The 26,851-nt window shown below is 66.9% G+C and carries 31 protein-coding genes, 1 tRNA gene and 1 pseudogene; 23 read left to right on the top strand and 10 right to left on the bottom strand.

Features of this window, described 5'->3' with window-relative positions:
* Positions 1 to 165 precede the first annotated feature (165 nt).
* The 3 genes from ACFYTT_RS17035 to ACFYTT_RS17025 form a co-directional block, all read right to left on the bottom strand.
* Positions 166 to 1,692: a PIN-like domain-containing protein gene (locus tag ACFYTT_RS17035; protein ID WP_387260234.1), complete on the bottom strand. Its 1,527-nt coding sequence runs from the start codon at positions 1,690 to 1,692 to the stop codon at positions 166 to 168.
* A 568-nt stretch (positions 1,693 to 2,260) separates the two neighbouring features.
* Positions 2,261 to 2,755, bottom strand: a complete 495-nt coding sequence (locus ACFYTT_RS17030; protein ID WP_387260232.1) for a hypothetical protein — start codon at positions 2,753 to 2,755, stop codon at positions 2,261 to 2,263.
* A 154-nt stretch (positions 2,756 to 2,909) separates the two neighbouring features.
* A complete protein-coding gene (locus ACFYTT_RS17025) occupies positions 2,910 to 3,149 on the bottom strand; it encodes a hypothetical protein (RefSeq protein WP_387260229.1) in 240 nt (79 codons plus the stop codon).
* A gap of 680 nt (positions 3,150 to 3,829) precedes the next feature.
* Here ACFYTT_RS17025 and ACFYTT_RS17020 point away from each other — a divergent pair.
* Both ACFYTT_RS17020 and ACFYTT_RS17015 read left to right on the top strand, forming a co-directional pair.
* A complete protein-coding gene (locus tag ACFYTT_RS17020) occupies positions 3,830 to 5,152 on the top strand; it encodes a hypothetical protein (protein ID WP_387260227.1) in 1,323 nt (440 codons plus the stop codon).
* Positions 5,118 to 6,758: a hypothetical protein gene (locus ACFYTT_RS17015; protein ID WP_387260225.1), complete on the top strand. Its 1,641-nt coding sequence runs from the start codon at positions 5,118 to 5,120 to the stop codon at positions 6,756 to 6,758. The genes ACFYTT_RS17020 and ACFYTT_RS17015 overlap by 35 nt, the downstream gene beginning before the upstream one ends.
* 119 nt (positions 6,759 to 6,877) lie before the next feature.
* On the opposite strand, the gene ACFYTT_RS17010 is transcribed toward ACFYTT_RS17015, so the two are convergent.
* From ACFYTT_RS17010 to ACFYTT_RS16995, 4 genes are all read right to left on the bottom strand, one after another.
* On the bottom strand, positions 6,878 to 7,471 hold the full coding sequence (locus ACFYTT_RS17010) for a DUF4145 domain-containing protein (protein WP_387260222.1): 594 nt from the start codon (positions 7,469 to 7,471) through the stop codon (positions 6,878 to 6,880).
* 172 nt (positions 7,472 to 7,643) lie between these two features.
* Complete coding sequence (locus ACFYTT_RS17005; RefSeq protein WP_387260220.1) at positions 7,644 to 8,585, bottom strand: NAD-dependent epimerase/dehydratase family protein; 942 nt, start codon at positions 8,583 to 8,585, stop codon at positions 7,644 to 7,646.
* A 1-nt stretch (position 8,586) separates the two neighbouring features.
* The gene (locus ACFYTT_RS17000) at positions 8,587 to 10,077 is read right to left on the bottom strand and encodes a helix-turn-helix domain-containing protein (protein WP_387260217.1); all 1,491 of its coding nucleotides are present in this window, start codon (positions 10,075 to 10,077) and stop codon (positions 8,587 to 8,589) included.
* A 74-nt stretch (positions 10,078 to 10,151) separates the two neighbouring features.
* Entirely contained in the window at positions 10,152 to 10,565 is a 414-nt protein-coding gene (locus tag ACFYTT_RS16995) for a helix-turn-helix domain-containing protein (RefSeq protein WP_387260215.1), read from the bottom strand.
* Between the two features lie 616 nt (positions 10,566 to 11,181).
* Between ACFYTT_RS16995 and ACFYTT_RS16990 the strand changes: the two genes are divergently transcribed.
* The 20 genes and pseudogenes from ACFYTT_RS16990 (at position 11,182) to ACFYTT_RS16895 (ending at position 24,474) form a co-directional block, all read left to right on the top strand.
* Positions 11,182 to 11,427 carry a DUF6284 family protein gene (locus tag ACFYTT_RS16990; RefSeq protein ID WP_387260213.1) on the top strand — a complete coding sequence of 82 codons (246 nt, stop codon included), beginning with the start codon at positions 11,182 to 11,184 and terminating at the stop codon, positions 11,425 to 11,427.
* Positions 11,427 to 11,801 (top strand): RRQRL motif-containing zinc-binding protein, encoded by a 375-nt coding sequence (locus tag ACFYTT_RS16985; RefSeq protein WP_387260211.1) that lies wholly within the window; start codon positions 11,427 to 11,429, stop codon positions 11,799 to 11,801. Before ACFYTT_RS16990 ends, ACFYTT_RS16985 begins: the two co-directional genes overlap by 1 nt.
* Positions 11,802 to 11,827: 26 nt before the next feature.
* Complete coding sequence (locus ACFYTT_RS16980) at positions 11,828 to 12,139, top strand: hypothetical protein (RefSeq protein ID WP_387260462.1); 312 nt, start codon at positions 11,828 to 11,830, stop codon at positions 12,137 to 12,139.
* Positions 12,136 to 12,808, top strand: a pseudogene (locus tag ACFYTT_RS16975) (NUDIX domain-containing protein). The gene ACFYTT_RS16980 and the pseudogene ACFYTT_RS16975 overlap by 4 nt, the downstream one beginning before the upstream one ends.
* Before the next feature lie 15 nt (positions 12,809 to 12,823).
* Positions 12,824 to 13,633, top strand: a complete 810-nt coding sequence (locus ACFYTT_RS16970) for an ABC transporter permease (RefSeq protein ID WP_387260208.1) — start codon at positions 12,824 to 12,826, stop codon at positions 13,631 to 13,633.
* 1 nt (position 13,634) lies between these two features.
* Complete coding sequence (locus ACFYTT_RS16965; RefSeq protein WP_387260205.1) at positions 13,635 to 13,793, top strand: hypothetical protein; 159 nt, start codon at positions 13,635 to 13,637, stop codon at positions 13,791 to 13,793.
* A 27-nt stretch (positions 13,794 to 13,820) separates the two neighbouring features.
* Positions 13,821 to 13,997 carry a hypothetical protein gene (locus ACFYTT_RS16960; RefSeq protein WP_387260202.1) on the top strand — a complete coding sequence of 59 codons (177 nt, stop codon included), beginning with the start codon at positions 13,821 to 13,823 and terminating at the stop codon, positions 13,995 to 13,997.
* Positions 13,998 to 14,096: 99 nt separating this feature from the next.
* Positions 14,097 to 14,528 (top strand): DUF3307 domain-containing protein, encoded by a 432-nt coding sequence (locus tag ACFYTT_RS16955; RefSeq protein WP_387260199.1) that lies wholly within the window; start codon positions 14,097 to 14,099, stop codon positions 14,526 to 14,528.
* A gap of 95 nt (positions 14,529 to 14,623) precedes the next feature.
* Positions 14,624 to 14,803, top strand: coding sequence for a hypothetical protein (locus ACFYTT_RS16950; protein ID WP_387260196.1), 180 nt, complete (start codon positions 14,624 to 14,626; stop codon positions 14,801 to 14,803).
* Positions 14,804 to 14,915: 112 nt separating this feature from the next.
* Positions 14,916 to 15,062 carry a hypothetical protein gene (locus ACFYTT_RS16945; protein WP_387260193.1) on the top strand — a complete coding sequence of 49 codons (147 nt, stop codon included), beginning with the start codon at positions 14,916 to 14,918 and terminating at the stop codon, positions 15,060 to 15,062.
* A complete protein-coding gene (locus tag ACFYTT_RS16940) occupies positions 15,059 to 15,247 on the top strand; it encodes a hypothetical protein (protein WP_387260190.1) in 189 nt (62 codons plus the stop codon). Before ACFYTT_RS16945 ends, ACFYTT_RS16940 begins: the two co-directional genes overlap by 4 nt.
* 103 nt (positions 15,248 to 15,350) lie before the next feature.
* On the top strand, positions 15,351 to 15,557 hold the full coding sequence (locus ACFYTT_RS16935; protein WP_387260187.1) for a hypothetical protein: 207 nt from the start codon (positions 15,351 to 15,353) through the stop codon (positions 15,555 to 15,557).
* 93 nt (positions 15,558 to 15,650) lie between these two features.
* A complete protein-coding gene (locus tag ACFYTT_RS16930) occupies positions 15,651 to 17,774 on the top strand; it encodes an FtsK/SpoIIIE domain-containing protein (protein WP_387260184.1) in 2,124 nt (707 codons plus the stop codon).
* 459 nt (positions 17,775 to 18,233) lie between these two features.
* Complete coding sequence (locus ACFYTT_RS16925; protein ID WP_387260182.1) at positions 18,234 to 18,527, top strand: hypothetical protein; 294 nt, start codon at positions 18,234 to 18,236, stop codon at positions 18,525 to 18,527.
* On the top strand, positions 18,527 to 18,823 hold the full coding sequence (locus tag ACFYTT_RS16920; RefSeq protein ID WP_387260179.1) for a DUF4326 domain-containing protein: 297 nt from the start codon (positions 18,527 to 18,529) through the stop codon (positions 18,821 to 18,823). The genes ACFYTT_RS16925 and ACFYTT_RS16920 overlap by 1 nt, the downstream gene beginning before the upstream one ends.
* A 115-nt stretch (positions 18,824 to 18,938) precedes the next feature.
* The gene (locus ACFYTT_RS16915) at positions 18,939 to 19,988 is read left to right on the top strand and encodes a bifunctional DNA primase/polymerase (RefSeq protein ID WP_387260177.1); all 1,050 of its coding nucleotides are present in this window, start codon (positions 18,939 to 18,941) and stop codon (positions 19,986 to 19,988) included.
* Positions 19,985 to 20,797, top strand: a complete 813-nt coding sequence (locus ACFYTT_RS16910; RefSeq protein ID WP_387260174.1) for a hypothetical protein — start codon at positions 19,985 to 19,987, stop codon at positions 20,795 to 20,797. The genes ACFYTT_RS16915 and ACFYTT_RS16910 overlap by 4 nt, the downstream gene beginning before the upstream one ends.
* Complete coding sequence (locus ACFYTT_RS16905) at positions 20,794 to 22,356, top strand: hypothetical protein (protein WP_387260171.1); 1,563 nt, start codon at positions 20,794 to 20,796, stop codon at positions 22,354 to 22,356. The genes ACFYTT_RS16910 and ACFYTT_RS16905 overlap by 4 nt, the downstream gene beginning before the upstream one ends.
* A gap of 511 nt (positions 22,357 to 22,867) precedes the next feature.
* Complete coding sequence (locus tag ACFYTT_RS16900; protein ID WP_387260168.1) at positions 22,868 to 23,068, top strand: helix-turn-helix transcriptional regulator; 201 nt, start codon at positions 22,868 to 22,870, stop codon at positions 23,066 to 23,068.
* Entirely contained in the window at positions 23,065 to 24,474 is a 1,410-nt protein-coding gene (locus tag ACFYTT_RS16895) for a tyrosine-type recombinase/integrase (protein ID WP_387260165.1), read from the top strand. The genes ACFYTT_RS16900 and ACFYTT_RS16895 overlap by 4 nt, the downstream gene beginning before the upstream one ends.
* Here ACFYTT_RS16895 and ACFYTT_RS16890 read toward each other — a convergent pair.
* Both ACFYTT_RS16890 and ACFYTT_RS16885 read right to left on the bottom strand, forming a co-directional pair.
* Positions 24,468 to 24,956: a hypothetical protein gene (locus tag ACFYTT_RS16890; RefSeq protein ID WP_387260162.1), complete on the bottom strand. Its 489-nt coding sequence runs from the start codon at positions 24,954 to 24,956 to the stop codon at positions 24,468 to 24,470. The two genes, ACFYTT_RS16895 and ACFYTT_RS16890, sit on opposite strands and share 7 nt — an antisense overlap.
* Positions 24,957 to 25,108: 152 nt before the next feature.
* Positions 25,109 to 25,192, bottom strand: a tRNA-Tyr gene (locus ACFYTT_RS16885).
* Between the two features lie 148 nt (positions 25,193 to 25,340).
* On the opposite strand from ACFYTT_RS16885, the gene ACFYTT_RS16880 reads away from it, so the two are divergent.
* Positions 25,341 to 25,835, top strand: a complete 495-nt coding sequence (locus ACFYTT_RS16880; RefSeq protein ID WP_161594942.1) for a YajQ family cyclic di-GMP-binding protein — start codon at positions 25,341 to 25,343, stop codon at positions 25,833 to 25,835.
* Positions 25,836 to 25,931: 96 nt separating this feature from the next.
* Here the strand turns inward: ACFYTT_RS16880 and ACFYTT_RS16875 are convergent, their stop codons facing one another.
* A complete protein-coding gene (locus ACFYTT_RS16875) occupies positions 25,932 to 26,753 on the bottom strand; it encodes an SDR family NAD(P)-dependent oxidoreductase (RefSeq protein WP_387260159.1) in 822 nt (273 codons plus the stop codon).
* Positions 26,754 to 26,851 lie beyond the last annotated feature (98 nt).

The raw sequence follows: 26,851 nt of genomic DNA, 5'->3' as shown, positions 1-26,851 counted from the left end.
TACAGGGCATCCGGAATCTAGAGCCGATGCAGGCCATAACCTGCGGCAATCCACTCAGCAGATCGCTCCAGCACGTTAAGCGCCCACCATACGCCCACATCCGCTCCTCGCACCCCCCGGCAACTCGGCCAGCGCCGCGTGGGACCTGGTCTCGCTTCCGCTCCGTCACTCCGATGTCTCGGGACCGGAGTATCCATCAGCACGCAGCTCGCCGCACTTTACCCACGCTGTGGTCCCATCGGGGAGGAGCAGTTCGACCTGCGCTTCATCGCCCTCATCGCCTGGTTGCCGGATATCGGCCACTCTTGCCCTGCCGTGCTCGCTATGAACAACCCAGGACCCGACGGATACAGCCCCACCGCTCGCTTCGACCACTCCGCGAGTGACGGCACTAGCCAGCCCCAGGGACCAGTCTTGAAGCATCTCAACTTGACGCTTAGCCGACTTTGCAAGCGACAGCATGCGGGTTCGAGAAGGCCGCCCGCGCCAGCTCAGACGAACCGAGTCGTTCATTATTGAATGACTATTTGACTTCAAAACAACCAATGCTGCTTGAAGATCCGCTAGCTCTACCGCCACCTCCTCGGCCTGCGCACGCAGATCCTCAAGACGCCGCTGGCGCGACTCCCTACCCTTACCCTCCCTATATCGACCCTCCAACTCGTACACGAACATATCGATCGCCCCCTGCAAGCGCTCGCTTTCCGAACGGAGATCATCAGTCTGGCGAGACGCTAGTTCGGCCATAGTTTCTAACAACGGCGCTTGGACAAAGATTGCCCGGGTGGCAGCCCTCGACGCCTGAACGGCAGAATCTTCGGCCTGGCGAATAGTCTCCTCGCTGACATCCGTTTCAAGAAAGGACCGTGCATGATGTAGCAACGATTGGGTCTGCATGATGATCGCAGGCACCCCCGCCACCTCCCGCGCTTCAGCAATCAAGCTAGGGTGACCGCAGATCGTCTGCCCTTTCATGCGGAGAAACCAGTCTTCCTTCGCGTCTCTCGTCACGAAGAGCAGAGGCAGCTTACGCATCGCCGCCTCTTGTAAGGTTTGATACCAGACAAGATAATCGCCAGCGGGATCGCTCTTTCCGCCATCTTTATAACCCGGAGGTTCCTGCGCTTCGACTCGCCGCACGGCTTCTTCGCGGACAGCGTCCAACTCTCCTGGCTCCAGTGGCTCGCCAACACGGCCAGAAAAGAGACGTTGCAGCCTTTCAAGAATCGGATCCTGAGCAAAGCCGCTCGACGAACCGTGCGCCGAGCGCAGTTCTGTCATTACCCGCTCAGCGTCATCCAGCCCTCGCGAGACCAGTTGCAGCAACTCATCGCGCGCCTCAGTAGGAAGGAGAACTCGCTTAGCCAACTCCCTAATCCTTGAAACCACGGCAGACTGAGACTGGCGCACCTCGTCAATCGTCTTTAATACTTCCTGGTAACTCTCCTCTTGATTCGACATGACACTGAGCCGATTCCTGTGGAATTCGAGGCGGACTTGGTGCGGAATCCAAAGCCGTTCACCAATCCGCTCAAGCACATCAAAGAGATCGTTCCTCGCTGGCGCCGCGAATCGGTATAGTTCGAGCAGAACATTGCTGTCGAGCACGACGAGCCCTTTGGTGATGGTGAACTTGACCGCCTCAGCGTCCGGAACAAGATAATGCTCGAAGCCGTCACTCAGACCAGGCATTTGGAATCCACCCATAATCGCGGAACGCCACACGAAGGACGCACAACGTTACGACAATCCGCCTTGCGCCGCCAGTTGGATAAAGCGGCGCATTGGGACAATAGGTGTTCAGGTCGGCATCGAAGCAAGGAGCCCAATCATCGGAGCGCATCGCCGACCTTGTCGTTCATCGTGTCGTCGCCGCCGTCGATGCAGTTGGCGTAGAAGCGGAGCAGGACGGCGACGCCGTGGCCCAGGCGTCGGGCTACCTCGGTGGGTGGGACGCCGGCATTGAGCCAGAGCGAGGCTGCGGCGTGGCGGAGGTCGTACGGGCGGCGGGCCAGCGGCGAGGCGGCCTGGGTTTCGGTCAGGGCCTTGTCTCGGGCGAGCTTCCACCAGCGGTCATAGACCGACTCGGAGGGGGGCCGCCATGCAGACCTCGGAAGAAGCGACCATCCGGACCAACGCTCTGATTCTCGACGTGAGCGCAGAGCAGCTCGACGAGGCGGGGCGGGATCGGGACCGTACGAGTCTCGGCTCTCCCCCGGTGCTTGAGTCCGCGCCGCTCGTGGGAGCCGCCGTCATCAGTTCAGTGGGAGCCGGCGCGCGGGGAGGTACCGGCGAGGACCAGGCGGCCCCAGCGGTATTCGATCTTGTGGTGATCGCAGGATCGGGAGGGCTTGACGGCCGCCAGGTCGTCGAAGTCGTTGCCGCAGTCGAGGCAGCGGCCGGAGAGGTCGCAGTCGTCGCGCCGGAGGTCGGCGGCCTCGGAGGGGCGCATACCCGCGTAGTAGAGGCAGCCGAAGAAGGCGGTGACCTTGTTGGCGCGTTTGCCCAGAGATTTCACCGCCTCAAGCAGCGCGGCGACCTGGGCGGGACTTGCCACCACCCGGCGGTCGATGGACTGCGCGACCTCGGGGGCGGTCCACTGGACGCGGTCGACAGGGTTGGAGTCGATCAGCTCCAGCTCGACGGCGTACCCGAGGGCGTTGTAGAAGGTCGCGCGCTTGCGCTGGACGGTGGAGGCAACAGCGGGTTTGCCGTCGAGGCGTACGCAGTGGCTGTCGAGGACGCGGCGGACCACGGCGGGTGAGTCCAGCTCGACGACGGGGAGGGAGGCGGTGTCAAGAGCGCCGCGCGCTGCGCGGCGCGGGCGCGGTCGACCGCCCGGCGGTGAGCCGCCGGACAGCCGCGCCCGCCCTGAGTGCTGACCGGCATCGGGCCTCACCTCCTGGACGTCACCGCAGCCAGAGCTTGCCCTCGCGCATCCTGTCGACCATCCACCGGCTGTAGCCGCTTGCCCGTACGACGGACTCGATCTTCGAGGCAGACGCGTGCGACGGCAGGAGTTGCGTAACGAGTCGGGCGATCGCGTCCCGCGTGTCCGCCAGCTCAGTGGTCATCCGGCGCTCGGCATCGCCCAGCCGCCGCAGCTCGTCGTAGCGCCAGTCTTCAGGCGGCTCGGGAGAGTCAGACACGGAACAAACCGTGAATGAGGGAACAGCGGGGAGTCCTCTCATTTGCCGCCCGGTGCCCCGACGCCAGGCGGTACGGAAGCCGGCGCGGCTGGCCGTCGTCGAGGTCTGGGCTTCCGACTGCCGTGCCAGGCCAAGAACGGGACTGACTTGCCCCCGAGCGTCCCGATGACGGCCCGTACCGCCGCGCCCCACCATCGACCCGCCCCGCGCCCGTACGCCGTCCGTAGCCGCCCAGGACCAACCCGCCCGCCCCCCGGAAGCCCGCGCCCAGGCCCCGCCGTCGACCGCCAGGACCAAGACCGACCCGCCCACTATCTGCCCACTGGGAGCTGTAGACGGCCGGATCTTGCTGGACTGAGTGAGACTCAACGAGATCAGCCCCTGACCCAGGATTCCCAGGTCAGGGGCTGATCTCGCACCTGGTGGCGGGTAGAGGATTCGAACCTCTGAAGCTTTCGCGACGGATTTACAGTCCATCCCTGACCAAGCGTCCAAGCAGGCAAGACACGATCGATGCCCCGTACGAAGACACGTATGCGACACGGCAGACCCAGAGGAGGAGGCCATGTGGGTGTGCCCAGAGTGACCTCAGGGTGGCAGTATGCCGTGAGGGTCTCTCAGTGGATGGGCAGACTCTCATCCCTCAGGTGGCTTGGAGGCCCTCCTTGATGCTGGCTTCTATGCAGGACGACGCGACTCGCCGTCGGCTCGGCCGAGCAGTGCTCTTCATCCTCGGACAAGCGCCGACGATTACTGAGCCTGTCGTCCGGGCTGACATCGCAACCCTCCTACTCGCCGGACAGTCGATGGACTTCGCAGCGAAGCTCCAAGGGTTCGGCAGTCAGGTCAGCGGGCCACTCGCACGGCAGTACGCTCGCCAGGGAGGATTGAGCGAGCGTGACCTTATGATCAATATTCTTCCAACGCTAAAAAGGGCTGACGTGCTGGACTACGTTGTAGACGCGAGTGGCGATCTCGCGCACGTAGACGAGTACGTCGGCGTTACCAGCAGCGTTATCGAGCAGACCTTTAGGGTTCTCCACCTGCTCAACCCGAGCGACCCCGAACTTGCAGTGCTTCACAGTGTCGAGATCGCCGCCTGGGCTCCCCTAACTGAATCACAACATCTAGAGCAGGTGACCAGGCGAGGACTGGGAGATGCGGCAGCAGCTGCGGGGCTTCGCCTTGCTCGTGCAATCGGGATTAACAAGGTGGTTCCGTCGTCAGAGCTCCGCGAGGGCGTGATTTTCAATCCCCACGTCTGGGGAACGGGGCAGGTCAAGATCGCGGAGTTTTTACGGAACCTCCCTCCCAATGAGCGGGACGTCCTTCTCGGAATCTGCGAACAGGCTTCTAACCAGCCCGGTGTCCTGTTGGATCAACTCGGAGCCACTTCAAGCGTGCTGACCAGTGCACGGAAGGTCGGCCTGATCCAGGCAGCCACAGTCAAATCGAGCGCTGGCGGCGGGCGCAACAAGACTTATGTCTTCTCGCCGCTCTCGCAGACGGAAGACGATCTAAGATCGACCACTGAAGCACTTCACTTCCGCAAGCTCTTTCTCGCGCACATACTCTTTGGTCAAGACCAAGCTCAGCTCGGTGGCGGCAGAATCCAAAACCCGGTTGCTTTACTGCGAGCTCTCCTGAATCGAGGCGAAGTGGGTCCTGCAACTAACATCGCCACGGACTATCACCTAGTTGAAGCCTACGGCATCGTGCGTGTTGAGGAGCTAGGGAACGGGCGCGGCGTCCTCAAGTTGATTAAAAGGGAGGTGGTAGAAGGCAGCCTCGACTGGCTAACTGCCCACCTAGGCAACGCACCGCCAACCGGACCGGTTGGGGTAAAACTACGTCATACGCCTGGAACCTTCATAACCCCCGAAGGCGACCGGGCGACAATTCCTGATGATGCCGCCGCAGCGGAAGTGACGAAGGCAGCGATCCTTAGCCTGAGAGAGGAGGCGCAGCGTGCAGCGAGGCTCGACAGCCCGTTCGGCTTCTAAGGCTGAGGGGCGCAGCCAGAACAGCGCAGAACGTGGCCACGAGATGGAGGCCCGCGTTGCGCAACTCTGGTTTTGGGAGGGGTACTTCGCACGTCGAGGCATCAATCTAGAAAGGCATTATCATCCAGATCCACTGCTAATCACCGACCTCGACCTGATGGCATTCGATTTCAACCCGCAACTCGCACGAACGAAGCATATCGGCGAGGTAAAGACGGGAACCAGCAGGAATGCCAAGCCGCTCGACCGGCTCATTTGGCTGTCCGGGCTTAGGCAGGTTGTCGAAGCCGACTCTGGAGAACTAACTACCGCCATCACACCGTCTGACCGCGTAAGAAGTCTAGGCCGAAGTCTAGGGATCACCACTCAATCACTTGCCGACTTCGAGCGGCGAGAGAAGGATGCTGTAGCTGAACTTGACGGACTGGGATCGCACGGGATCGCCGCCGCGGAGACCACAAAGCAAGTTCAAGTTATCTGCAAGCGCGACCCCGAGCTAGAACGAGCGTTCTGGTTTCTTCGAAGTGAAATCTGGTTCCTCAAACCATTCGTAGCCGTTAAGCAGACCCTCGATTTGATGCGCCGCCTCAGCAGGCGATGGACGCCCCGCCTTGAGGACGACGATTCGACAGCAATACGATGGCTCATCTCGGAAGCGGCTAGCGTCTTTACTCTCAACGCGGTAACAATAGCTGGCCTGGGCTTCACCCTTAGCAAGGAGCAATTCTCCTCGCTTGTCGTGGATAGCCTTTCCGAGGGAATCGTTCCTTCACACCAGGCCCGCCGCTTCTCTGAGTCTGTCGACCGATACGTCGCGGGCCTACTTGCAGCAGCAGAAGCGCCGGCCCAGATCCGAGTAGATGCTGTGGGAGCCTTCTATCCGAAGCCACCCGACTACGCGGAGGCGTTTGCCGAGTTCGCATGGAGGCTCGCACAGGCACCGGTCGCGGCACGCAACCTGCCACGGCAGGTAGACTTTCTTGTTTTTGAGCGTGTAGTTAATCGGCAAGAAGCCCACTGGATGGCCGTTTTTAAGCTCGGTCTGCGCCGTCAGGACGGTGTGAGACTTCGGCGCTTGGCGGCAGCATTCCTGAGAGGCGCGAACGCGACAAGCGAGGTTCTAGATGTAGCTCTGAACCGACAGGTTCAGCTCGAACAGCAACAAGAAGGATCGACCTCACAAACACAGCTAGAGCAGCAGTCACTCTTTACTGAAGCCTCGCTCGAATCCCCCGCTGAAATCTATGTCGCCCGCTTACGAGAGGCGATTCTTCGAAGATTGCCCGGCAATGCAATTGTGAGCAATAAAGAGGGCGAGCCAGACATCGTTTATGTTTCGGACGACGGCCGCAAGGCGATAGTCGAGGTGAAGCACCGTCTCAGCGGAGCTCTCGGAACTAGCGAGGTTATGTCCGCCAAGAGCCAACTCGATCGAATCAGCGAAGATAACGCCTGCCTGCTAGTCACGAACGCCCCCCTCTCTGATGAAGTGCGCCAGCACAACGCCTCAAATCCTGAACTCGCCCAAGGAATTGAAGTTGTCACCTGGAACGACGATCGCGACGATGGCTTGCTGGCACGAGCACTGATGCGGATTCTCCATTGAGCGAACCCTAAGCCGGCGAACCGTTTGCACCGGCGAGGCGCCCCATCGCCGAGGGACCGCCTAGCAAAGAGAACTTGACCTTTGGGATTGTCGCGACCAGCACCGCCGCCCGGGCTGGACTACTCGTGAACTCCGCCATTACCACTGGTTTCCGGTGCAGGCTCTATCCGGGCAAGCCTTTTCGCCTTTGCGTAGGCGACCCTCGCTGGTGACTGAAATACCTCCAGCAGCACCTCGTCCATCAGCGTAAGGACCAATTCTGCGTCTTCGACGGCCACGGGAATAGTGAAGTCCCCGTGGGCCATTTCGTTGCCGAGGTGTCGAATCTCATGCGCGGCCTCCTGAATATGCCGTCGAATCAGGCCACTATCGGCCATTGCGTCAATCTTGGCATTGAGGCTACCGGCTGCAATCTGCTTCTCCTTTGCCGTCGCCTCGATCACCGACCGGGCAAGCAGCACGGCAGCGCGATAGCACTTTGTCTGCATCGCCCGATGGGCCTCTCCAGCCGTATCAGCGAGTGTTTCTGGCACATCCGGAAATCTCTTTCCGGCAGCATAGGCCGGCATCCAGTGCAGTTGATCGTTATGCAAGCCGAGCAACTCATAGACTTCCCGGCCCGACAGCCCTTCCTCGTACTCGTAAGGCGGATGCCGAAGGGTGAGGTGAGCGAGCGTGATCCGGCGGCAAGCGGCACAGGTGAACGCGCCCATGGCCGTAAGCACATGGCGGTCTGGGCCGCCAGCACTCGGCATTTCTTCCCACCGAAACGTCCCCCCGGAGCTCCACTCCTGCATGTGCGCGAATCGGCCGCACCAACCGCACTCCGTGCTAACCATGCAGCGACCTTACGCGATAGCGCACTTTTCGGTAAACGCCAATCGCCTAGCCACGCGGCCACGCCTCCCACGCGTCCGTCAAGATTGTGCCCAAATTGGACCTTGTGGGTGTCCAGCCGAGGATGGCGCTGGCACGGCTGATGTCTGCTACTAGTTGCGGCGGCTCTGGTTTGGGTGGTTGCCGGTGAACGGTGACGTGGTGATTGGTGACCTGCTCGGCGTTGGCCACTACAGCAGCCATGCTCGTACCAACGCCTGAACCAAGGTTGATGGTCTGGCAGGTACCCGGGGTACAGGCGGAAAACGAAAGACGGATAGCTGTGGCTACATCGGCCACATGAACAAAGTCCCGTACTGCCGATCCGTTACCGTTGATAGTGATGTGGTTCATTTGCCCACTGATCGCTCGGAAAATGTTCGGGATAATCCGCGAGCGATCGGTGTCAGTGACTCCGTCGACTGCTCCGGCGATGTTGAAGGGACGGATCGTCACCGCCCCGATTGCTCCAGTGGCAGCATAAGCCGCAACCATGTGTTCGGCTGCAACCTTCGATGCCGCGTACGGACTCTCGGGGTGCAGGTCAAGGTCTTCTGAGAGCGTGCCGTAGCGCTGTGAGCCATACACGATGTTGGTGGAGGCAAAGACCAAGGCGATCGACGCTGCGGCGCTCCCTACTGATTGGAGTGCCAGAAGTAGATTCAGGGTGCCGCCCGCATTGACATCGAAATATCTTAAAGGATCAGCAAACGAGTCTCGACCGCTGGTTAGTGCGGCGAGGTGCACCACCCCCTCGTACCCGCCCTGCTGCACGATTTCAGCGACCCGGGAGCGGTCCCGAATGTCTCCCTTAACCATCTCGATCCCAGCTAGCAGGGTGCGGTCGCGGCGGCCACGGGTCATGACGGTGACCCGGTGTCCAGTGGTGATCAACTCACGGGCGACAGCGTGGCCGAGGAATCCCAGGCCGCCGGTTACCAGTACGTGCACCTCAGCCTCTTTCCAGAATCGTGCGACGGTGTTCCCACGCGAGCTGGATACATCCGGCCGCTGCCGGAGCCAGCCGGCCGCTGGCGGTCAGTTCGTCAATGGTGTGCCGGGTGAACGGGAGCGCCGAGGTCGGCCGTACCCGCCCGGTTGTCACCACGGTCCCCTCGACGTTGGCGCTGACCATGTTGGCGAACAGCTGGTCATAGGTGGGGCCGTCAAACACGGCGACGGTCAGGATCTCGCCCCACAGGGTGAGAGCGTCGAGCGCCACCCCCAGGCAGAAGACTCGCACCCCGCCGGCCGCGTAGGCCCGATCGAAGGCCGCCAGCGGTTCGGCGGTGTAGTCCGCCGGCTCGCCCTCGCCGCCATGCTCGGCGTTGCCTAGGAACTCCTCGCTGTACTCCCGCATCATGTTGCGCCACAGGTCGAAGTCGGCCGACTGAGCGGCAGGTAGGACGCTCGATGGCTGGAAGACTCCTGCCGGCATGATGTGCAGCATCCCCCCGGCCACGGCCACGTTGCCGGCCGCGCGGTTGTGCAGCACGAAGGACACCCCGTCGTCGTCGACCCGCAGGGTGAGCGTGTCGGTTGACGGCGCGGTGGGTCGGTGAGCGGGCGTGAACGGGTCGCCGACGAGCCGACGGAAACCGAGGTTCCGCCAGGATGCTGGCAGGATGCCGCTCCCGTCGCCAGCCACGTGGTACATAGCCATCTCGTGCGCCAGCGCTTCTGAGACGTCAACGCCACCGAAGTATGTGCCCGTGGTGAAGGTCAGAGCCTGGTCGGGCTGGCTCCAGTCGACTCCCGCGAGGTGCCAGGCGAGCCGATTCTCAAGGAGTCGGGGCTGTTCGACATCCCGCAACGCGAGGCTGTAGCGCTGGTGTCGGCGCCCGTCCGACGCCAGCGGTCGTACGCAGGCCGACGCATCCTCAGTCCCGTTGACGACAGGTGCGGTCCCCTCCGGCGCGACACCGATGTCGAACTGCCTCAGCTCGATGGGGGTCGACGGCAACCACTCGGCTGGTGCGATCAGGCCGCTGTCGCCTACTCGGTGCTGCACGTCGTAAAGGCGCGCCGCTTCCCGGGCGAGCTGCACCCGGTGGATGTTCAGCTTCCGCCGGATGGCCCGCCACTCTTCCTGGCTGGCCTCTACGTGTGGGTGAGACTCGGCATCCTGGTAGATCGCGAAACCTCCAGAGTCGTCGCTCTCGGGACTGTCGCGTTGCTGCGGAGTGACGCGTTGCCGGGTTAGGCCAAGATCCTGCACGGACACGCCGAAGTGCTCGGCGAGGAGTTGCCGGTAGAGCGCAGATGGGAACGTGATTCCCCGCTCCCATCTGCTTATCTGATTGGCGGTTATGGCCAGCCGCTTCCCGCGCTCCGCACCGCGACGGTTCAGCCCTTCTGCCACGTCCTGTTGAGTCTCACCCGCAGCATCACGAAGGTTGTAGAGCGCGTGGTTCGGAGTGGCGTCTTTGGCGCGACCTGGCACGATGGCCCTTCCTCCGCTGGCGTAGGCATCGACTGCCGGACCCCCACGCCTAGTCGATGCCTAGTGGACGGTGCTTACCCGGCTGGTGAACGGCGTTCGGATGCGCGTCCGGAACTGGTGTCCTTGTCCCCATGACCGACATCGACCGCGATCCGCTCCACGGCATCCGCGAGCCGCCGAACCTCGGCGTGGAGTTGATCCAGCCGCGCGAGCACCAACGAAGAACTGTCCGCTTGGCCAGCGCTGCCTGCACCGCTCGGCGGCGTGGCCCCGGTCAGCACAGAACGAAGGTAGTCGTCTGGCCAAGCGAGTGCCTGAGAGATCGCGGCGAGCGTACGAGCGGACCGCTTGCGGGTCGCGGTTGCATATTGCAGCTCACGCAGTGTCGCTACAGACACTTTGGAACGTTCGGCCAACTCCTGCTGAGTGATCGGCAACTCGGCCATCCGGTTGTTGATCGCACTGGCCACGGCCTGCCAATCGTCCACCCGACGCCTCCCTGTCTGACTGCCTGATCCGCTGATCCTAGTCCCTGCCCTTCGTTGACATCGCGCAACTTCAGCGCTAATTTTAGCGCTGAAATCAGCTACGCCGCCCGGTTGGCCCCGGGGAAGGCAGTGCTTCGCAGCGCTGCGCGCCCACGAGCCACCAGCGCACTTGTGCCATTGAGAACTTCACAGAGGTCCGGGACGCAGGGAGATTCGTCTTTCCGATTGGTCCCGATGCGTGCGATCTAGGGATGGCAGGCGAGCGTCGGCTGTTGACGTGTCCGACCGCAAGACTTGTCCGCTTTTAGGGGTTTGGCCCCTTGCTTGCCCTACCGAGGGTCGCCCGGCGTGCCAGCGAGGCACGCCCTGTTGATCGCCCCGGAGTACGGCCACGCGTTGGCCGTGCTCCGGCTGTTCTTCGACCTGATTCCCCCCTGTGGAGGTGAGCCGTCATGGCCGTGAGCGTCTTTGCTGCCGTTCGAATTTCCACCAAGAGCAATGCCACCTGGAAGACCTGCGTGCGGTGCAAGCGGCTCGCTCCGCTGGTTGCCGATGAGCGTCACTGCCGGGCGTGCCCGGCGGTGCGTTCTCGCCGTTCTGAAAGGAACCGAACCCAGTGATCACCGACCGCAACGCCACCGCCGGGCCGACCGCCGCCGACTTGGCCGCGATCGACACCGAGTGGCCGCTGATCGCCGCTGAGCTGGACATCCTCGACGCGGAGATCACGCTCATCTACGCCGAGGATCACGGCGGTCCGACCGCCTTGGACTGGCGCAGGCTGCGCCGGGCCGAGTCCCGCGTGACCCGCGCTGCCGCCGAGGTGGCGACCCGCACCACCGGCCCGGATCGCGCTGCCTGATGTCCCGCATTCGCGCCGCCTTCCACGACCCGGACGGAACCCGCCACGGAATCCCCACCTACTGGTGGAAGGGAGCCCCGCCCGGCTACGCCACCCGCCGTCAACTCCGCGCCGCCGGACTGCGGCCCGCTGGTCAGCCGGTGGCCGCACAGATCCTCTGGCGCGGCGTCGGCGGCGTCCGGACCGCCTACCTGTACCGGGTGGACCTGGCCCGGCCGAAGCGCACCGCCACCCCCGCCCAGATGCGCGCCATCACCGCCGCCCTGACCGCCCGCCGCACCTGCCGCGTCTGCGGCGAGATCCGGCCCTACTGCATTCCGCGCTCACTCGGTGAGTGCGTCGACTGCGCCTATCCCGAAGGAGTAGCCCCGTGAGCACCCGTAAGAGTCGCCGCGCCGTGCTGGCCGAGCTGCTGTTGCTGGCCGACCCGAAGCACATCCACACCCACACCGATGGCGTGTCGCTGGCCTTCGACTTCGACAGCATCGCCGCCCTGCGGTCCTGGCTGCACCTGGCCGGACTCACCGACCCGAACATGCTGACCGCCGAGCGCACCGGCACCACCGACGACGGCCGCCACTACCGGACGATGTACGCCTACCCGACCTGGCACGGGTGGGAGATCTACGCCTACGCCAAGGAAAACACCACCGGGCCGGTTCTCGCCCCGGCTACCGTCGACCGGCTCTCCACGCTGGCGGTGGAGGGATGACCGGCCGTACGTTCACGCACCCGTCCGTGCTGGCCGGTGTCGCCGCCAATGCGTCGTGGGCCGATCCGAGGATGAACCCGGCCGACATCGACTGGACGACCCGCCGCGCCGCCGCCGCGATCCAGTTCCCGCTGGTGGATGGTCGGCCGGTCAATCCGTACGCGCCGACCGGTATCCGGCACGGCCGCAACGAACTCGGCCACTGGGGCGAGCAGCAGTGCGCCGACGCAATCGTCACGGTGGTAGGTCCGGGGGGGGGGTGGCCGGTGGCTACTGCTGATCGAGCGCGACGACGACCACGGTTGGGCACTGCCCGGCGGCCATGTCGACCCGGGCGAGAACCCCACCGATGCGGCGTTCCGGGAGCTGGCCGAGGAAACCGGGCTGACGCTCGGCCCGACCAGCGAGCGCTACACCACTTTGCCAGCCCGCTACGTGCCTGACCCCCGCGCTTCGGATGAGGCGTGGATGGTCACCACCCCGGTTCGCATCGACCTCGGCGGCGGCCACTACACGCTGCCCGCCGTGACCGGTCAGGACGACGCTCGCCGCGCCCGGTGGCTGCCCGCCAACGACTACGCCCAACTGACCCGCTACCTGGCCGAGATGCACAGCGGCCAGGTGTTCCCGGCCCACCGCGATCTGCTCGCCGACATCCTCAACCACTGACCGGAGGTCACTTTGATGACTGCCCCCACCCTGTCGGCTTACCCCAAGCCGGTGGATGAACTGGTACCCGCCGCGCGGGACCTGGCCGACCGGCTCGGTGAGGTCCCGTCCCGCAACCGCATCAAGAAGGAACTGCGGGTCGGCGGACCGAAGGCCGACGCCATCCTGGCCGAACTGACCCGCACCCCCGACACGCCCCCGACGCCCGACACCGACCCCACCCCCGAACTCACCCCACCCCCGGCGGACCCGGCGGTCCCGGTCGAGTCCACCCCGACCGACGCAGCCGACGCCGTCCCGGTGGTGCACTCGCCGCCGCCCGTCGACACCATCGCGCCGCCGGTGGAGGCGCAGCCCGTACCCGTCGTAGACCCGGGCACCAACATCACGCCCCGGCCCGCCCGTCGCGCCGTGGTGTGGCCGGTGGTGCTGCTGGCGATGCCCGCGTTCGTGGCCATCTGGTCCGGGTGGGTCGGGCTCGGTGAACTCACCGGGTTCGGGGTGGTTCACCCCCTGCCGGGCATCTGGGACAGCTTCTCCATCAACTCCGCCATCACCCTTCCCATCGGTGTGGAGACGTACGGCGCGTACGCCCTCTACGTGTGGCTGTCCGGCCGCGTCCCACCCCGCGCGCTGCGGTTCGCCAAGTGGTCCGCCATCGCCGCACTCCTGGTCGGCGCACTCGGGCAGGTGGCCTACCACCTGCTGGAAGCGGCCGGTGTCACCTCGGCCCCGTGGTGGATCACCACCGCCGTGGCGTGCCTGCCGGTCGCCGTTCTCGGCATGGGCGCCGCCCTGGCCCACCTGGTCCGCGAGGACCACTGACATGGCCAGGAAGACCAGCGTCCCGAACACGATCAGCGACCGGCAGATGGCCGACCTGAGCCGACGTGCGCAGAAGGCCAACCCGCAGATGTTCACCGACGCCGCGATCAAGCGGCGGTTGGCCTCCCAAGGCCAGCAACACAAGGCCGACCAGAGCTAACCCCGAACCCCGCGAGAGGACTCACCAGTGAGCAGCGACAACGACTTCCAGGCGTTCCGCCGATCCGGACACACCGGTAAGACCCGATCGGTGAGCGAGCCGGGTACCGCCGAGCAGGCCCGCCACGCCGCTGACGCGAAGCGGCAGAAGCTGCGGCAGGGCTCGTCGGACACCTTCGAGGTGCGCAAGCCCCGCACGAAGTAGCCCCGCCCGGCGGCACAGCCCCTACGGCCTCAGAAACCAGTGCTGTGCCGCCGGTCCTCATCCCCGTTCAGCCCTCACGGACCCTGGGAGAGAACCCTCATGTTCGCAGATCCGACCGGCACGGGCGCTATCGCGTTCGCCGCAGTGTTCGCCGCTCTCTACGCCGCGCATCAGGTGGCCGATCACTGGGTGCAGACGCAGCGGCAGGCCGACTGCAAGAGCGAGCCCGGATGGCCGGGCCGCCTCGCCTGCACCGCCCACGTCGCCACCTACTTCCTCACCGCCGTCATCGCCCTGGCCACCCTGATCCTCGCCACCGGCCTACGCCTCGACCCGTGGGGCGTCGGCGTCGGGCTGACCGTCTCGGCGGTGTCGCACTACATCGCCGACCGCCGCACCCCGCTGCGTCGCCTCGCCGAACTGCTCGGCAAGGACCCGCACTGGCTGACCCGAGGTGGCGGCATGTACGCCCTGGACCAGTCCTGGCACACCGGCTTCCTGTTCATCGCCGCCCTGTTCTGCGCCGCCTGACCACTCCCATCGGGCACCCCCACACCCGCCGTGGTGGGTGCCCGTGTGGGAGCGGTCAGACCCGCTGACCGCCGCGCCTGGAAGGGAGCCCGAACGTGGGCCGCACGTACCTGTTCAGCGAAGACGCCAACGGCCGGTCCCGGGAGATCAAGGTCGACCCCAAGCACCTCGACCGGCAGGTCCGCGACGAGCGGGCCGCCGGTCGCACCCCGACCGTGCTCGACGAGGACGAGCGCATCCGGTTCGGGCTGCTCTCGCAGCGCAAGAGCCGCTGACGACCACCGGCACCACCGTTTCAGCCCGGCGGCACAGCCTCATTGGCCTAGGAACCAGTGCTGTGCCGCCGGTCCATCCCCGCAACCCGAAGGGTCTTGGAGGACCACCAGTATGCACATCTCCGACCCGCAGTACCGCGAGCAGCACGACCGACGCGTGACCCGCAACCGCGAGCAGCGGTTGGCGCAGATGGCCGAGGCGCAGCGGCAGGCCGACGACCGCAACCGGGCCAACGCCGACCGGCAGGCCAACCGGTGAGCGCGCGCCGGTTCACTGCCGCCTACCAGCAGTGGCAGGACGCGGAAGCGACCGCCGCCGCCACGGGCAAGGCCACCGACCGGGCCGCCGCCGAACAGCAACGGCAAGCCCTGCGCAACAGCCCCGAAGTGCACCGCGCCCGGCAGCAGCTCAACGGCCGGGCCGCGCCCCGCGACAGCCGCTAACCCCCTCCCGCTACGTCTGACCGCTTCCGCCGCCACCGGCTCATTACCCGGTGGCGGTGGTGGCCGCCAGACCGCCTGGTGGGCCGGGAGGGAGCGCGTCCTGATGGGCAGCAAGCGCAACGTGGCGTCCGGCACTGACCGTGTGGCCGTTCAGGCCGGTCAGGTTCACGGTCGACGCGACACCAGCAAGTCCGCAGACACCACCACCGCCGAGACCGGGCCGGTTCGGACGGAGAACGTGCGGTCCGGTAACGCCCGGGTGGGCCAGCAGGCCGACGTGGTCACCGGTGGTCTGCACATCCGGTTCTGACCCTGCAACCGGCAGCGCGGCGCGCCGGCTACCCACCCGCGCCGCGCTGCCACCCCCCTGAGACCATCCCCGACCGGTGGAGGAACCCTCATCATGACCAGCGAACCCATCAACCCTGCCGGGCCGCCGGATGAGAAGGCGGCCCGCATCGTGGATCTGGCGCAGCGGCGGGCGGACCGGGCCGCCGCCGCGCAGGGCTTGTCGGCCGCCGATGCGGCTGACGCGGAGACGGTTGCCCCGGAACCGGTGTTGGTCGGTGAGGTGGTCGACCCGCCCGACCGTCGCCCGGACCTCGGCGAGCTGCTCGACCGGCGCGGCGGCCCGGTGCTGCCGTTGTGGCTGACCGACCCCGCGCAGCGGCGCGACATGCTGCGCCGCGCCGTGGGTGCGGCTGGCTACCACGTCGGCACCCACCTGGCGTTGTCGCCGGTGTACGCGGGCAAGGTCGCCTGGTACGCGCCCAAGGGTGCGGCCCGCCTGGTCGGTCAGGTCCTCGGGTGGACCAGTGCCGAGACGGGGAACTGGCATCTGCGGCAGGACGCCGCGAACCGCAACGATCCGAAGACGTGGCTTGACCTGGACCGGCACCGGATGCGGCAAGCGTCGTGGCGGTGGTGGGTCACCGGCGCAGGCACCCTGGCCACCGGCACCGGCGGCCTGGTCCTCGCCTCCGACATCACGCCCTGGTGGGTGAAGGTGCCCGTTCTCGCGGCCGGGCTGGTCGGGTTGGCCCGGCACGGACGCCCGATCGACCGGCCGATCCTGGCCCGCACGGTGGTCCGGCCGGTCTACCGCAAGCTCACGGCGGAACTGACCCGCAAGGGCATCATGGCCACCGGCCTAGTCAAGCGGCCCGAGGACATCGTGTTTCCCGCCGGGGTGGGGGAGATCCGCCGCGACGGGCCGGGTTACCTGGCCATCGTGGACCTCCCGGACGGGGTGATCGCGGTGGACGTGGTGGAGGAACGCGACAAGCTCGCCGGTGGGCTGCGGTTGCCCATGGATCAGGTGTGGCCGGAGGTCATGCCCCGTGAGCACCCGTCCCGACTGGCGCTGTGGGTGGCCGACCGGCCGGTGTCGGCCATGAAGCAACCGCCGTGGCCGTTGCTGCGCGGTGGGCAGACGGACTACTTCAAGCCCTTCGTGTACGGGTTCGACCCGCGTATGCGGCCGGTGGACTACCGGATGGATGAGCGCAACAGCCTGTTCGCCGGGTTCCCCGGGTCGGGTAAGTCGCTGTCCGCGCGGGTGGTCATGGCCGGGATGGCGCTGGACCCGCTGGTGCAGTTCGCGGTGTTCGACCTGGCTGGGCGCGGTGACTTCGACGCGTTCGAACCGCTGTGCCCGCCGGACTTGTTTGGGTCGGGGGCGGACGAGGGCACCAAGGCCAACGCGTACCGGATGTTGATGTGGCTGCTCAAGGAGTGCGACGTGCGCGGGCCGCGCATCAAGCACTACGCCACCCAAGGCTTGAACACGGAGAACAAGCTGAACCGGGCCATCGCCGCGAAGGACGCCCGGTTGCGGCCGATCGTGGCCGCGATCGATGAGGTTCAGGAACTCATCACCGACCCGGAGATCGGCAAGCCGAGTGCGGCAGCGATGACCAGCATCATCAAGCGTGGCCGGGCGCTGGGTATCCACCTGGTGTTGATGACGCAGCGCATCGACAAGGAGTCGCTGCCCAAGGGCGTCACGTCCAACATCGCCAACCGCACGTGCCTCGCCGTGCCCTCCCATGTCGAAACGGACCTCGCGTTGGGCACCGGCGCCTACCGCCAAGGTGCCCGGCCGACGCAGTTCGAGATCGGCGTGGACGCCGGATGGGGTGTGCGGGTCGGGTACGGGCCGATGACCGCCGTGCGCGCCGCCTATCTCGACCGCGCCGCCGTGGAGAAGGTCTGCCAGCGCGGGGTGGCGTTGCGTGGCGGTGTCACCGGTCCGGCCGACGTGCCGACCGCCCGCGATGTGCTGGACGACTTGCGGGCGGTGTGGGTGCCGTCCGAGCGGGGTCAGCACTGGGACACCCTCGCCGGTCGCCTGGCCGACCGGTTCCCGGAGGCGTACTCCGCGGTGACCCCGGAGGCGTTGTCCGCGCTGGTGCGCGCGAAGGGTGTCGAGTCACGCAACGTGAAATCCAGTGGGGCGACCCGCAAGGGTGCGTACCTCGCGGACATCACCACCGCCGCGCAGCAGCGCGACGGCGACGGCGGCTGACCGCCGGTAGCGCGGGCGGGTAGCGGACCCAGCAGGGGTAGCGGCAGCGCTACCCGGGCCGCTACCCGCCCCACCAGCACCGACCCTCGCCGGTAGCGGTAGCGGCCCCTGCCGCCTACCGCCGGTTACCCCCTGTTTGGAGCCTCAAGTGACCCTCATCGTGGCCGCTACCAGCACAAACATGCCCGGAATGTCCTTAGTCTGGTTCGCCGGAATTGCCCTACTCGTTGCTGTCGGTTACGCCGCCGCCTGCTACATCCGGCCGTTCACTGCCTGTCACCGCTGCAAGGGCACCGGCACCGCCCCACCCCGCCTCTGGGACCGACTCCGCCGCCGCATCACCCACCCCCGCGCACTCCACGGACGGCCCGACTGCCGCCGCTGCACCGGGACCGGACTGCGGCTGCGCATCGGACGCCGGACGGTCAACTACCTCCGCCGCGTCCGCCGAGTCGGCCGGTGACCCGCCGGGCCGCCGGTCACACCGACTGGTGCGGCCGGGACCACCGCTGCAACCTCGGCGAACACCGCTCCGACGAAATCGTGGTCGACATCGCCGGACGGGCGCGGGCCGTGCTGGTGCGGGTGCGGACCGCCGCTGGACGCGACCACGCCGAGGTCCGCGTCCGTGTGGCCCTGGCCCCGGCGGAGGTGGCGGCCCGCCGTCAGTTGGTCGGGCTGCTCGGTGACCTGCGGCAGGCGGTCACCCGCGCCGCGATCGCTGGTCGGCCCCGTCCCCGAAAGGCTGCCTGATGACTCTTCCACGGCGCATCCAACGCCGCCGCTCCGCCGGGTGGCGAATGCCCTCCAACGCGGTCTACGTCGGGCGGCCCGGCCGCTACGGCAACCCCTTCACCGCCGACAACCCCACACCCACCGCACGGGCCGCCGCCGTCGAGCGGTACCGACAGTGGCTCACCACCCGCCCCGACCTGCGCGCCGCCGCCCGCCGGGACCTGGCGGGGCGGGACCTCGCGTGCTGGTGCCCGCCCGACAGCCCCTGCCACGCCGACGAACTGCTGTCCGTCGCCAACGAGCAGCCCGCCTGAGAACCGATACCGGCGCGCTCCGCGCGCTCACCACCCGGTGGCCCGGCGTCCGCCCCGGCCCGGCCACCGATGCGCCGCCGCCGACATTCACCTGAACGGAAGGAGAGGTTTCGTCGTGCCCTCTGCCGATCTGCTGACCTGTGCTCTTGCCTACGCGGCGCGGGGGTGGCACGTCTTTCCGCTACGCCCCGACCGACCCGACGCCAGCGACCCGGACGGGGCGAAGCGGCCCGCGTTCCCGAACCGGTGCACCGCCGAACGCTGCGACCGCAGCGACCCGCGCTGCCGGGCCGCCGGGCGGCACGTCGGGTGGGAGGAACGCGCCACCACCGACCCGACCCGCATCCGCCGTGCCTGGTCGACCCGCCCCTACGGCGTGGGGATCGCGTGCGGTCCGTCCGGGTTGGTCGTGGTCGACCTCGACGTGCCCAAGCACCCCGACGACACGCCCCCGGCCGAGTGGCAGGGTGCGTGCGACGGGTTGGACGTGTTCTCGACCCTCGCCGCCCGACACGGCACCCCCACCGACCCGTACGGCGGGTTCGGCGAGGACGCTCCACCTCGGGCCGGTATCGAGGTGACGTACACGGTGCTGACGCCCAGCGGCGGCAGCCACCTGTACTACCTCCACCCGGACGGCGGGCCGGTGCTGCGCAACACCACCAGCGACCGGGGACGCGGGTTGGGCTGGAAGGTCGACACCCGCGCCCACGGCGGCTACGTCGTCGCCGCAGGATCGACGGTGGCGGGCCGCCCCTACCAGGTGGCGTTGGACTGCGACCCCGCACCGCTGCCCGCCTGGATCGCCACCCTGACCGCGCCCCCGGCCCGTCCGGCGGCCCGCCCGGCTACGGTCGCGCTGTCCCCGGACCGGCACGGCCGATACGTGGCTGCGGCGATCCGCCGTCAGGTCGACCACCTCACCGCCGCCGGTGAGGGTGCCCGTAACCACGCCCTGTTCACCTCGGCAGTGGCGCTCGGTCAGTTGGTGGCCGGGGGTGCCCTGACCGACGCCGACGTGTACGCGGTGCTGGAACCCGCCGCACGGTCGCTGCCCGGACGTCGGCCCCTGACCGAGCGGGAGATAGCGCGGACCATCGCGTCCGGGCTGCGCGTCGGCGCACGCCAGCCCCGCCGCCTGGCCGACCTCGGGGAGGCGGCATGAGCGCGCCGGTGTTCATGCTTGGCACCCATCAGCCCGGTTGGCTGGGTCGGGCCGGTGTGCCGTTGTTCGTGTCGGACCGGCGGTTGCGGGTCTATAAGACGTTGCCGCGCGCAGCTGCGTCGTGGGCGTGTGACTCCGGCGGGTTCACCGAGTTGCAGAAGTACGGCCGGTGGACCGTCGGCCCGGTCGAGTACGTGGCGCGGTTGCGCCGCTACCGGGACGAGACCGGCCGGATGCTGTGGGCCGCTCCGCAGGACTGGATGTGCGAACCGATCGTCATCAACGGCGGCACCGCCGGTGGGCAACGGTTCGCCGGGACCCACCTGTCGGTGGCCGAGCATCAGCGGCGCACCGTGGCGAACTACGCGCAGCTGCGAGACCTCGCACCGGACCTACCCATCATTCCGGTCGTGCAGGGCTGGGAAGCCGACGACTACCTGCGCTGCGTCGACCTGTACTGGTCGATGATCCGCCTCGACCTCACCGCCGCGCCGCTGGTCGGACTCGGCTCGGTCTGCCGCCGCCAAGGCACCCGCCATGCCGGGCACATCCTGCGCGCACTACACACACGAGGCGTACGCCGGCTACATGGATTCGGGTTCAAAACCCTTGGCCTGGCCGAACATGGCCACCTACTCACCTCGGCGGACTCCCTGGCCTGGTCTGTCGATGCCCGCCGCCGGCCACCACTACCCGGCCACCACACCCGACACCGCAACTGCGCCAACTGCATCACCTACGCCCTGCGATGGCGCGCCAACGTGCTCGCCGCAGCTGCGCGACCCGCACAGAACGGAGTAGCCGCATGACCAGCTCTCGGCTGCAAGTCGGCTCCGGCCCGGAAACCATCCGCACCCTCAAAGCCGCCCTGGTCGACGGCCTACTACCCGACACCTACGTATCCGCCGGCCACCTGGTCCACATGGAAGCCGTGTCCGGTGGCCTCGCCCCGGCCGCCGACGAGGACTCACCGCTACCGGTCAGCGCGAGCACGGTCACCCCCGCCGGGCTGGCCGGGTTACTGGCCGAACACGCCTACGTCTTCCGCCTCAAGACCCGCAAGGGTGACAGCGGCGACCCGGAGGTGTGCGAGGAGGAAGTCACCCCACCCCGCGACACCCTGTCGTCCGTGCTGGCCGGGAAGACCTGGCCCGGGGTGCCGCCGCTACGGGGGATCATCGGCGCGCCGGTGCTGCGCCGCGACGGCACCCTGTTGCAGACCCCCGGCTACGACCCCACCACCGGCCTGTACCTCGCGTCGAAGGTGGCGCTGCCCCCGGTGCCCGACCAACCGACCCCGGAGCAGGTGGCCGACGCGCGAACGTTCCTGCTCGGGCGATTCCTGCGGGACTTCCCATGGGCGTCCGCTGCTGACCGGGCCAACTATGTGGCGTTGCTGGCCACGCCGATCCTGCGGCACTTCACCCGCTCCCTGACCCCGTTCGCCCTCATCGACGCCACCATGCCCAGCTCGGGAAAGACCATCCTCACCGCCGGACCCGGGATGCTCTACGGGCAGCGAGTCATGAACTGGGCCTACTCCGACGAGGAACTACGGAAGTCCATCACGGCCGTGTTCGCCGAACAGGTCGGCGTGGTCATCTGGGACAACCTCGCCGAAGGAACCGTCATCGACTCCGCCGTGCTCGCCCAACTCGTCACCAACGGCGTGTGGTCCGACCGGCAGTTGGGCGCGTCGCGCAACATCGCCACCGTCAACGACCGCCTGTGGATGGCCACCGGCAACAACCTGCAAGTCGGCGGCGACATGGCCTCCCGCACCGTCCGCGTGCACCTCGACCCGAACATGCCCCGCCCGGAACTGCGCGACCAGTCCGGATTCGGTATCCCCGGCCTCGACCAGTGGATCACCGATCCGGCGAACCAACTGACCGTGTTGTGGCATCTGCTCGTGCTGGTCCTCGACTGGACCCGGCACGGCGCGCCGAAGGTGACCGGGGTGTCGATGCGGCAGTTCACGCCGTGGGCGCAGGCACTCGGCGGGTTCCTCCACCACCACGGCATCGGCGGATTCCTCGCCAACGCCGCCGAGATCCGAGACATCGACGAAGACGAAACCCGCTGGCGCGCGTTCCTCACCACCTGGCACGACCGGCACGCCGACCGGCCGATGACCGCCGCCGACCTACGCCGCGACGCCGAACCCATGCACCTCGGCAGCGACGTCAACGACCCGTGGGACGGGCAGTTCATCACCACCCACAACGGGCGGCTACCCAACCCCCTGCAACTCGGCCGACTCCTCACCGGCCAAGCCGGGCGGTGGCGCGGGGACCACGTGATCCGGGCCGGACGCAACGACCGAGGCGACCGGGCCGTGTTCTGGGTCGACCACCACCAGGGCTGAAACCCGCTGAACCATCTCCGCAACGCCGCAACGCCGCACCAACCCCCCACCACCAGCGGAAACACTCTGCGGAGATCAGACCATCAGGGAACATCAATCTCCGCATCTCCGCAGGATCTTGCGGAGATGAACCCTGCTTTGCGGAGATGACCGGTCAGTGGCACTCCGCATCTCCGCAAGCATTCGCCCAGCTCACAGCCATGTTTGCGGAGAAGCGGAGATGCGGAGATGGTTCAGCCCTCCCCACACCGAACGCACGACGGACCGCCACCGGCCCGCGCAACCCCGGCCCGCTGAGAGCCACACAGATGCAACGGCCCCACGCCGGACACCAACCCCGCCCGGATCATGCGCCTACGGCGCTCTCAGCGGGCAGCCCTACGGCGCTCTGCGGCAACGCCCGACCAACCTCTCCCACATCTGCCTATCAATCGCCGAGAGGCCACCAGCGCACGAATCAGGCTGCGCACAACACCCGCTACGCGACGCCACCCGAGAGAGGACGTTCGCGATGACCGCCCGCCGCACCCCCCACGGGACCCTGCTCACCCTCGCCGAAGTCCTGGATGAACTCCGCGTACCCCGATCGACCTTCTTCCGCTGGAAGGCCACCGGCCGCGCGCCCCGAACCATCAAGTACCCGAACGGAAGCCTTTACGTCCGCCGCCGCGACCTGGACACCTGGCTGAACAATCACGAGGAGGCCGCTTGAGCAGCTACGACGTCCGCATTCACGCGATCCTGACCAACGAACTGTCGGGCCGAAAGAAGTCATACACGGTCCGATGGAAGGTGGCCGGCCGCCCGTTCCGCGATACGTTCGCCACCCGCGCTCTGGCCGAGAGCTTCCGGTCCAAGCTGGTCGTTTCCCAGCGGGAAGGCGTTGCGTTCGATAAGGCCAGCGGCCTACCCGAACCCATGGCGCGAGCACTTAACACCCGGTCGTGGCTTGAGCACGCAATTGCCTACGTTGACATGAAGTGGCCCCGCGCGTCGGCCAAACATCGCAAGGGCATCGCCGAGACCTTGGCCACCGTCACGCCCGCGTTACTAATGACCGACCGAGGCGTCCCCAACGATAAGGCGCTACGGGCCGCGCTCTACGGGTGGGCGTTCAACAAGTCGCGGCGCGACGCCGGAGACCCGCCGGCCGACCTCACCACCGCCGTGCGCTGGCTCAAAGGCAACACGGTCGACCTGGCAGCCCTCACCGACGCCACACTGGTCAGAAAGGCTCTCGACACGCTTGCCCTACGGATTGACGGCGCTCCCGCGTCGCCCGCCACGATCGCCAGGAAGCGTGCCGTCTTTTCCGGTGCACTCAAGTATGCCGTTGAGCTGCGGCTACTCGACACGCACCCGATGTCTTTGGTGAGCTGGACCGCGCCAAAGACTGCCGATGAGGTGGACCGGCGGGCGGTGGTTAACCCCGACCAGGCACGGGCGCTGCTCGCCGAGGTTGGGCGCGCCGTACCCGAGCTCGAAGCGTTCTTCGGGTGTATGTACTACGCCGCGCTACGGCCTGAGGAAGTGCTCCACCTGCGCGAAGATGAGTACGAGCGACCCGCCCACCCTGGGGGTTGGGGCGCGCTGCACCTGACCGGCTCGACGGTGGCCGTGGGCCGGTACTGGGGCGACAGTGGCGACACTGCCGAGGATCGCGAGCTGAAGCACCGGGGCAAGACAGCCACCCGGGATGTGCCCGTGCCGCCGCCGCTCGTGCGCCTACTTGACCACCACCTCAACGAGTACCCGTCCGGACCGAACGGTAGGCTATTCGTCACCCGGCGCGGCCCCGGTGGACGGTACGTGCCCACCGCTGGTCAGCCGATCCCGAACAACACCTACGGCAAGGCATGGCGGGGCGCGCGGGCAAAGGTGCTGACAGCGGCTCAGCAACGGTCACCGCTGGCCCGGCGTCCATACGACCTGCGACACGCCGCCGTGTCTCTCTGGCTCAACGCCGGAGTACCGGCTACCCAGGTCGCCGAGTGGGCCGGGCACAGCGTTCACGTTCTGATGCGGGTTTACGCAAAGTGTGTGTACGGGGCAGAGGAAGCGGCCAAAAACCGTGTTGAAGCAGCGTTGGCTCTCCAGGAGAGTCAACCGAGTTACTGACCTGCGATGTCCTTGTGAAGGGCCATGACCAGCTCGGTCTTGGCCTCCGAATAGTCCTCCAATCGCCCCTCAACGACTTCAAGCACTGCGTTCATTGCCCTGGTCGTCTCCAGGTACATCTGCGGCCCACCCAAGACAACGACCTCAGCCTGCAAAAGAAGCAGGGTCTTCATCGCTTCGTACACCTCTTTCGTGCTCACTGCTGCTTGCGGATTTCGCTCTTTCTCCACAAACAGACGATAATCGATTGCTACTAGGTGCACGGCGTCAAGCTCGGCCAGAAATCTCCCATAAATGGTCTGCTTTGCCGCAACTCGGGCACGTCGGTCTTCCGACTCGGTTTGATGCCTAAGTGCCTCTAACTGGACCTCCTGCGCTCGGACGCCTGCACGCGAGGACAATCGGCCGCTAGCAACAACCGCAAGAGCTCCAACCGCAGCGCCGAACGCCGTGCCGGCCGGAGCCAACCATTCCCATGCCACGCGGCCATAGTGCGGCCTGGACACAAGCACTACCTCGCCGACACGCACGCGACACGACGAGTGAGATCAAGCGGTCTACCGCGAGACTGAACGGGACTCACAAGAAGGGCCCCTGACCGGCGTTCACGCAGGTCAGGGGCCGTTGTCGCACCTGGTGGCGGGTAGAGGATTCGAACCTCTGAAGCTTTCGCGACGGATTTACAGTCCGCTCCCATTGGCCGCTCGGGCAACCCGCCAGGGCGTACCACCGCACCGTGGCGCGGCAGCGGAAGCAAGGATAGCGGCTACCACCGGCTCCGGCGCAACCGGGTACCGTCAGGGAGTCGTACCCCTGGGCATCGGGGGCAAAGGATCACAAATCAGCCGGACAGCAGGAGCAGAAGCATGGCAGCGAACCCGTCGTTCGACATCGTCAGCAAGGTCGACCGCCAGGAGGTCGACAACGCCCTTCGCCAGGCGGAGAAGGAGCTCGCGACGCGGTTCGACTTTCGGGGGACCGGCGCGGAGATCTCCTGGTCGGGTGAGGAGGCGATCAGCCTCCAGGCGGAGACCGAGGAGCGGGTGAAGGCCGCGCTGGACGTCTTCAAGGAGAAGTTGGTCAAGCGCAACATCTCGATGAAGTCGTTGGACGCGGGTGACCCGCGCCCGTCGGGCAAGATCTTCAAGATCGACGCCAAGGTGATCCAGGGCATCGACCAGGAGAAGGCCAAGGCGATCAGCAAGAAGATCCGCGACGAGGGTCCCAAGGGAGTCCAGGCGCAGATTCAGGGTGACCAGCTTCGGGTCACCGGCAAGAAGAAGGACGACCTGCAGGCCGTCATCACGCTGCTCAAGGGCGAGGACTTCGGCGTCGCCCTGCAGTTCAACAACTACCGCTGAGGCAGCTGCCCCCGCGGTCGGCCGCCCCTCAGGAATACCGGGGGCGGCCGGCGGGCGGCGTCTGCGCCGAGCCGGTGCGAGCGGGGTACGCACGGCTCAGCCGGGTGCCTGGCGGCTGAGGTCCTCCCAGGCTCGGTACTCGTCGACTCTGGCCTGCTCCATCTGCCTGACGATGTCGTAGGAGTTGCTGCCGACGATGAGGCGTAGCGGCGGCTCGGGCAGGTCGACGAGCGTCATGATGACCGGTGCGGCGGTCTCGGGCGGCGGGCCGGCGTCGTCGCCCCAGAGTTCGGCCAGTTGCGCCCGCAGCGGCGCGTACGCCGGTCGGGGCTCAGTCGTGGTGGTGCCCGACGTGTAGAGGCCGGTGTCGTAGCCGCCGGGCTGCACGATGCTGACCCTGATGCCGAAGGGCGCGAGTTCCATCGCCACGGACTGGCTGAGCGCGTCGAGTGCGGCTTTGCCGGCCGCGTAGAGGCCGACGGAGGCGACGCCGCCGCCGCTGCCCATCGAGGTGACCTGGAGCAGGTGACCGCCGCCCTGGGCGCGCAGGTGCGGGATGACGGCCTGGGTGACCCAGACGGCGCCGAAGAAGTTGACGTCGAGGTGCTGCCGGATCTGCTCCTCGGTGGCTTCCTCCAGCATGCCGAGCAGCATCCCGCCGGCGTTGTTGAGGACGACGTCGAGCCGACCGAAGGTCTCGGCCGCGCGGTCCACCGCCAGCGTGACGGCGGCCCGGTCGGCGACGTCCAGGGGCAGTGCGACCAGCCGGTCGGGGTGGCGCGCGGCCAGCTCGGCCAACGGGTCGACGTCGCGGGCCGCTCCGACGACCCGGTCCCCTGCGGCCAGGGCGGCCTGGGTGACCGCCCGGCCCAGTCCACGGCTGGCTCCGGTGACGAACCACACGCGAGGATCTGCCACCCCGCACCTCCCTCGATCGAGTAAGACGAGACGGACCGTCTCGCTTGACGGATCGAGTCTGCTCCGCCGACACCGATCCGTCAAGACGGACCGTCTCG

Origin of the sequence: Micromonospora sp. NPDC003816, from assembly GCF_042874705.1 — a bacterium.
In the GTDB taxonomy this organism is placed as follows: Bacteria; Actinomycetota; Actinomycetes; order Mycobacteriales; family Micromonosporaceae; genus Micromonospora.
This window is presented reverse-complemented; position numbering and strand designations above follow the sequence as displayed.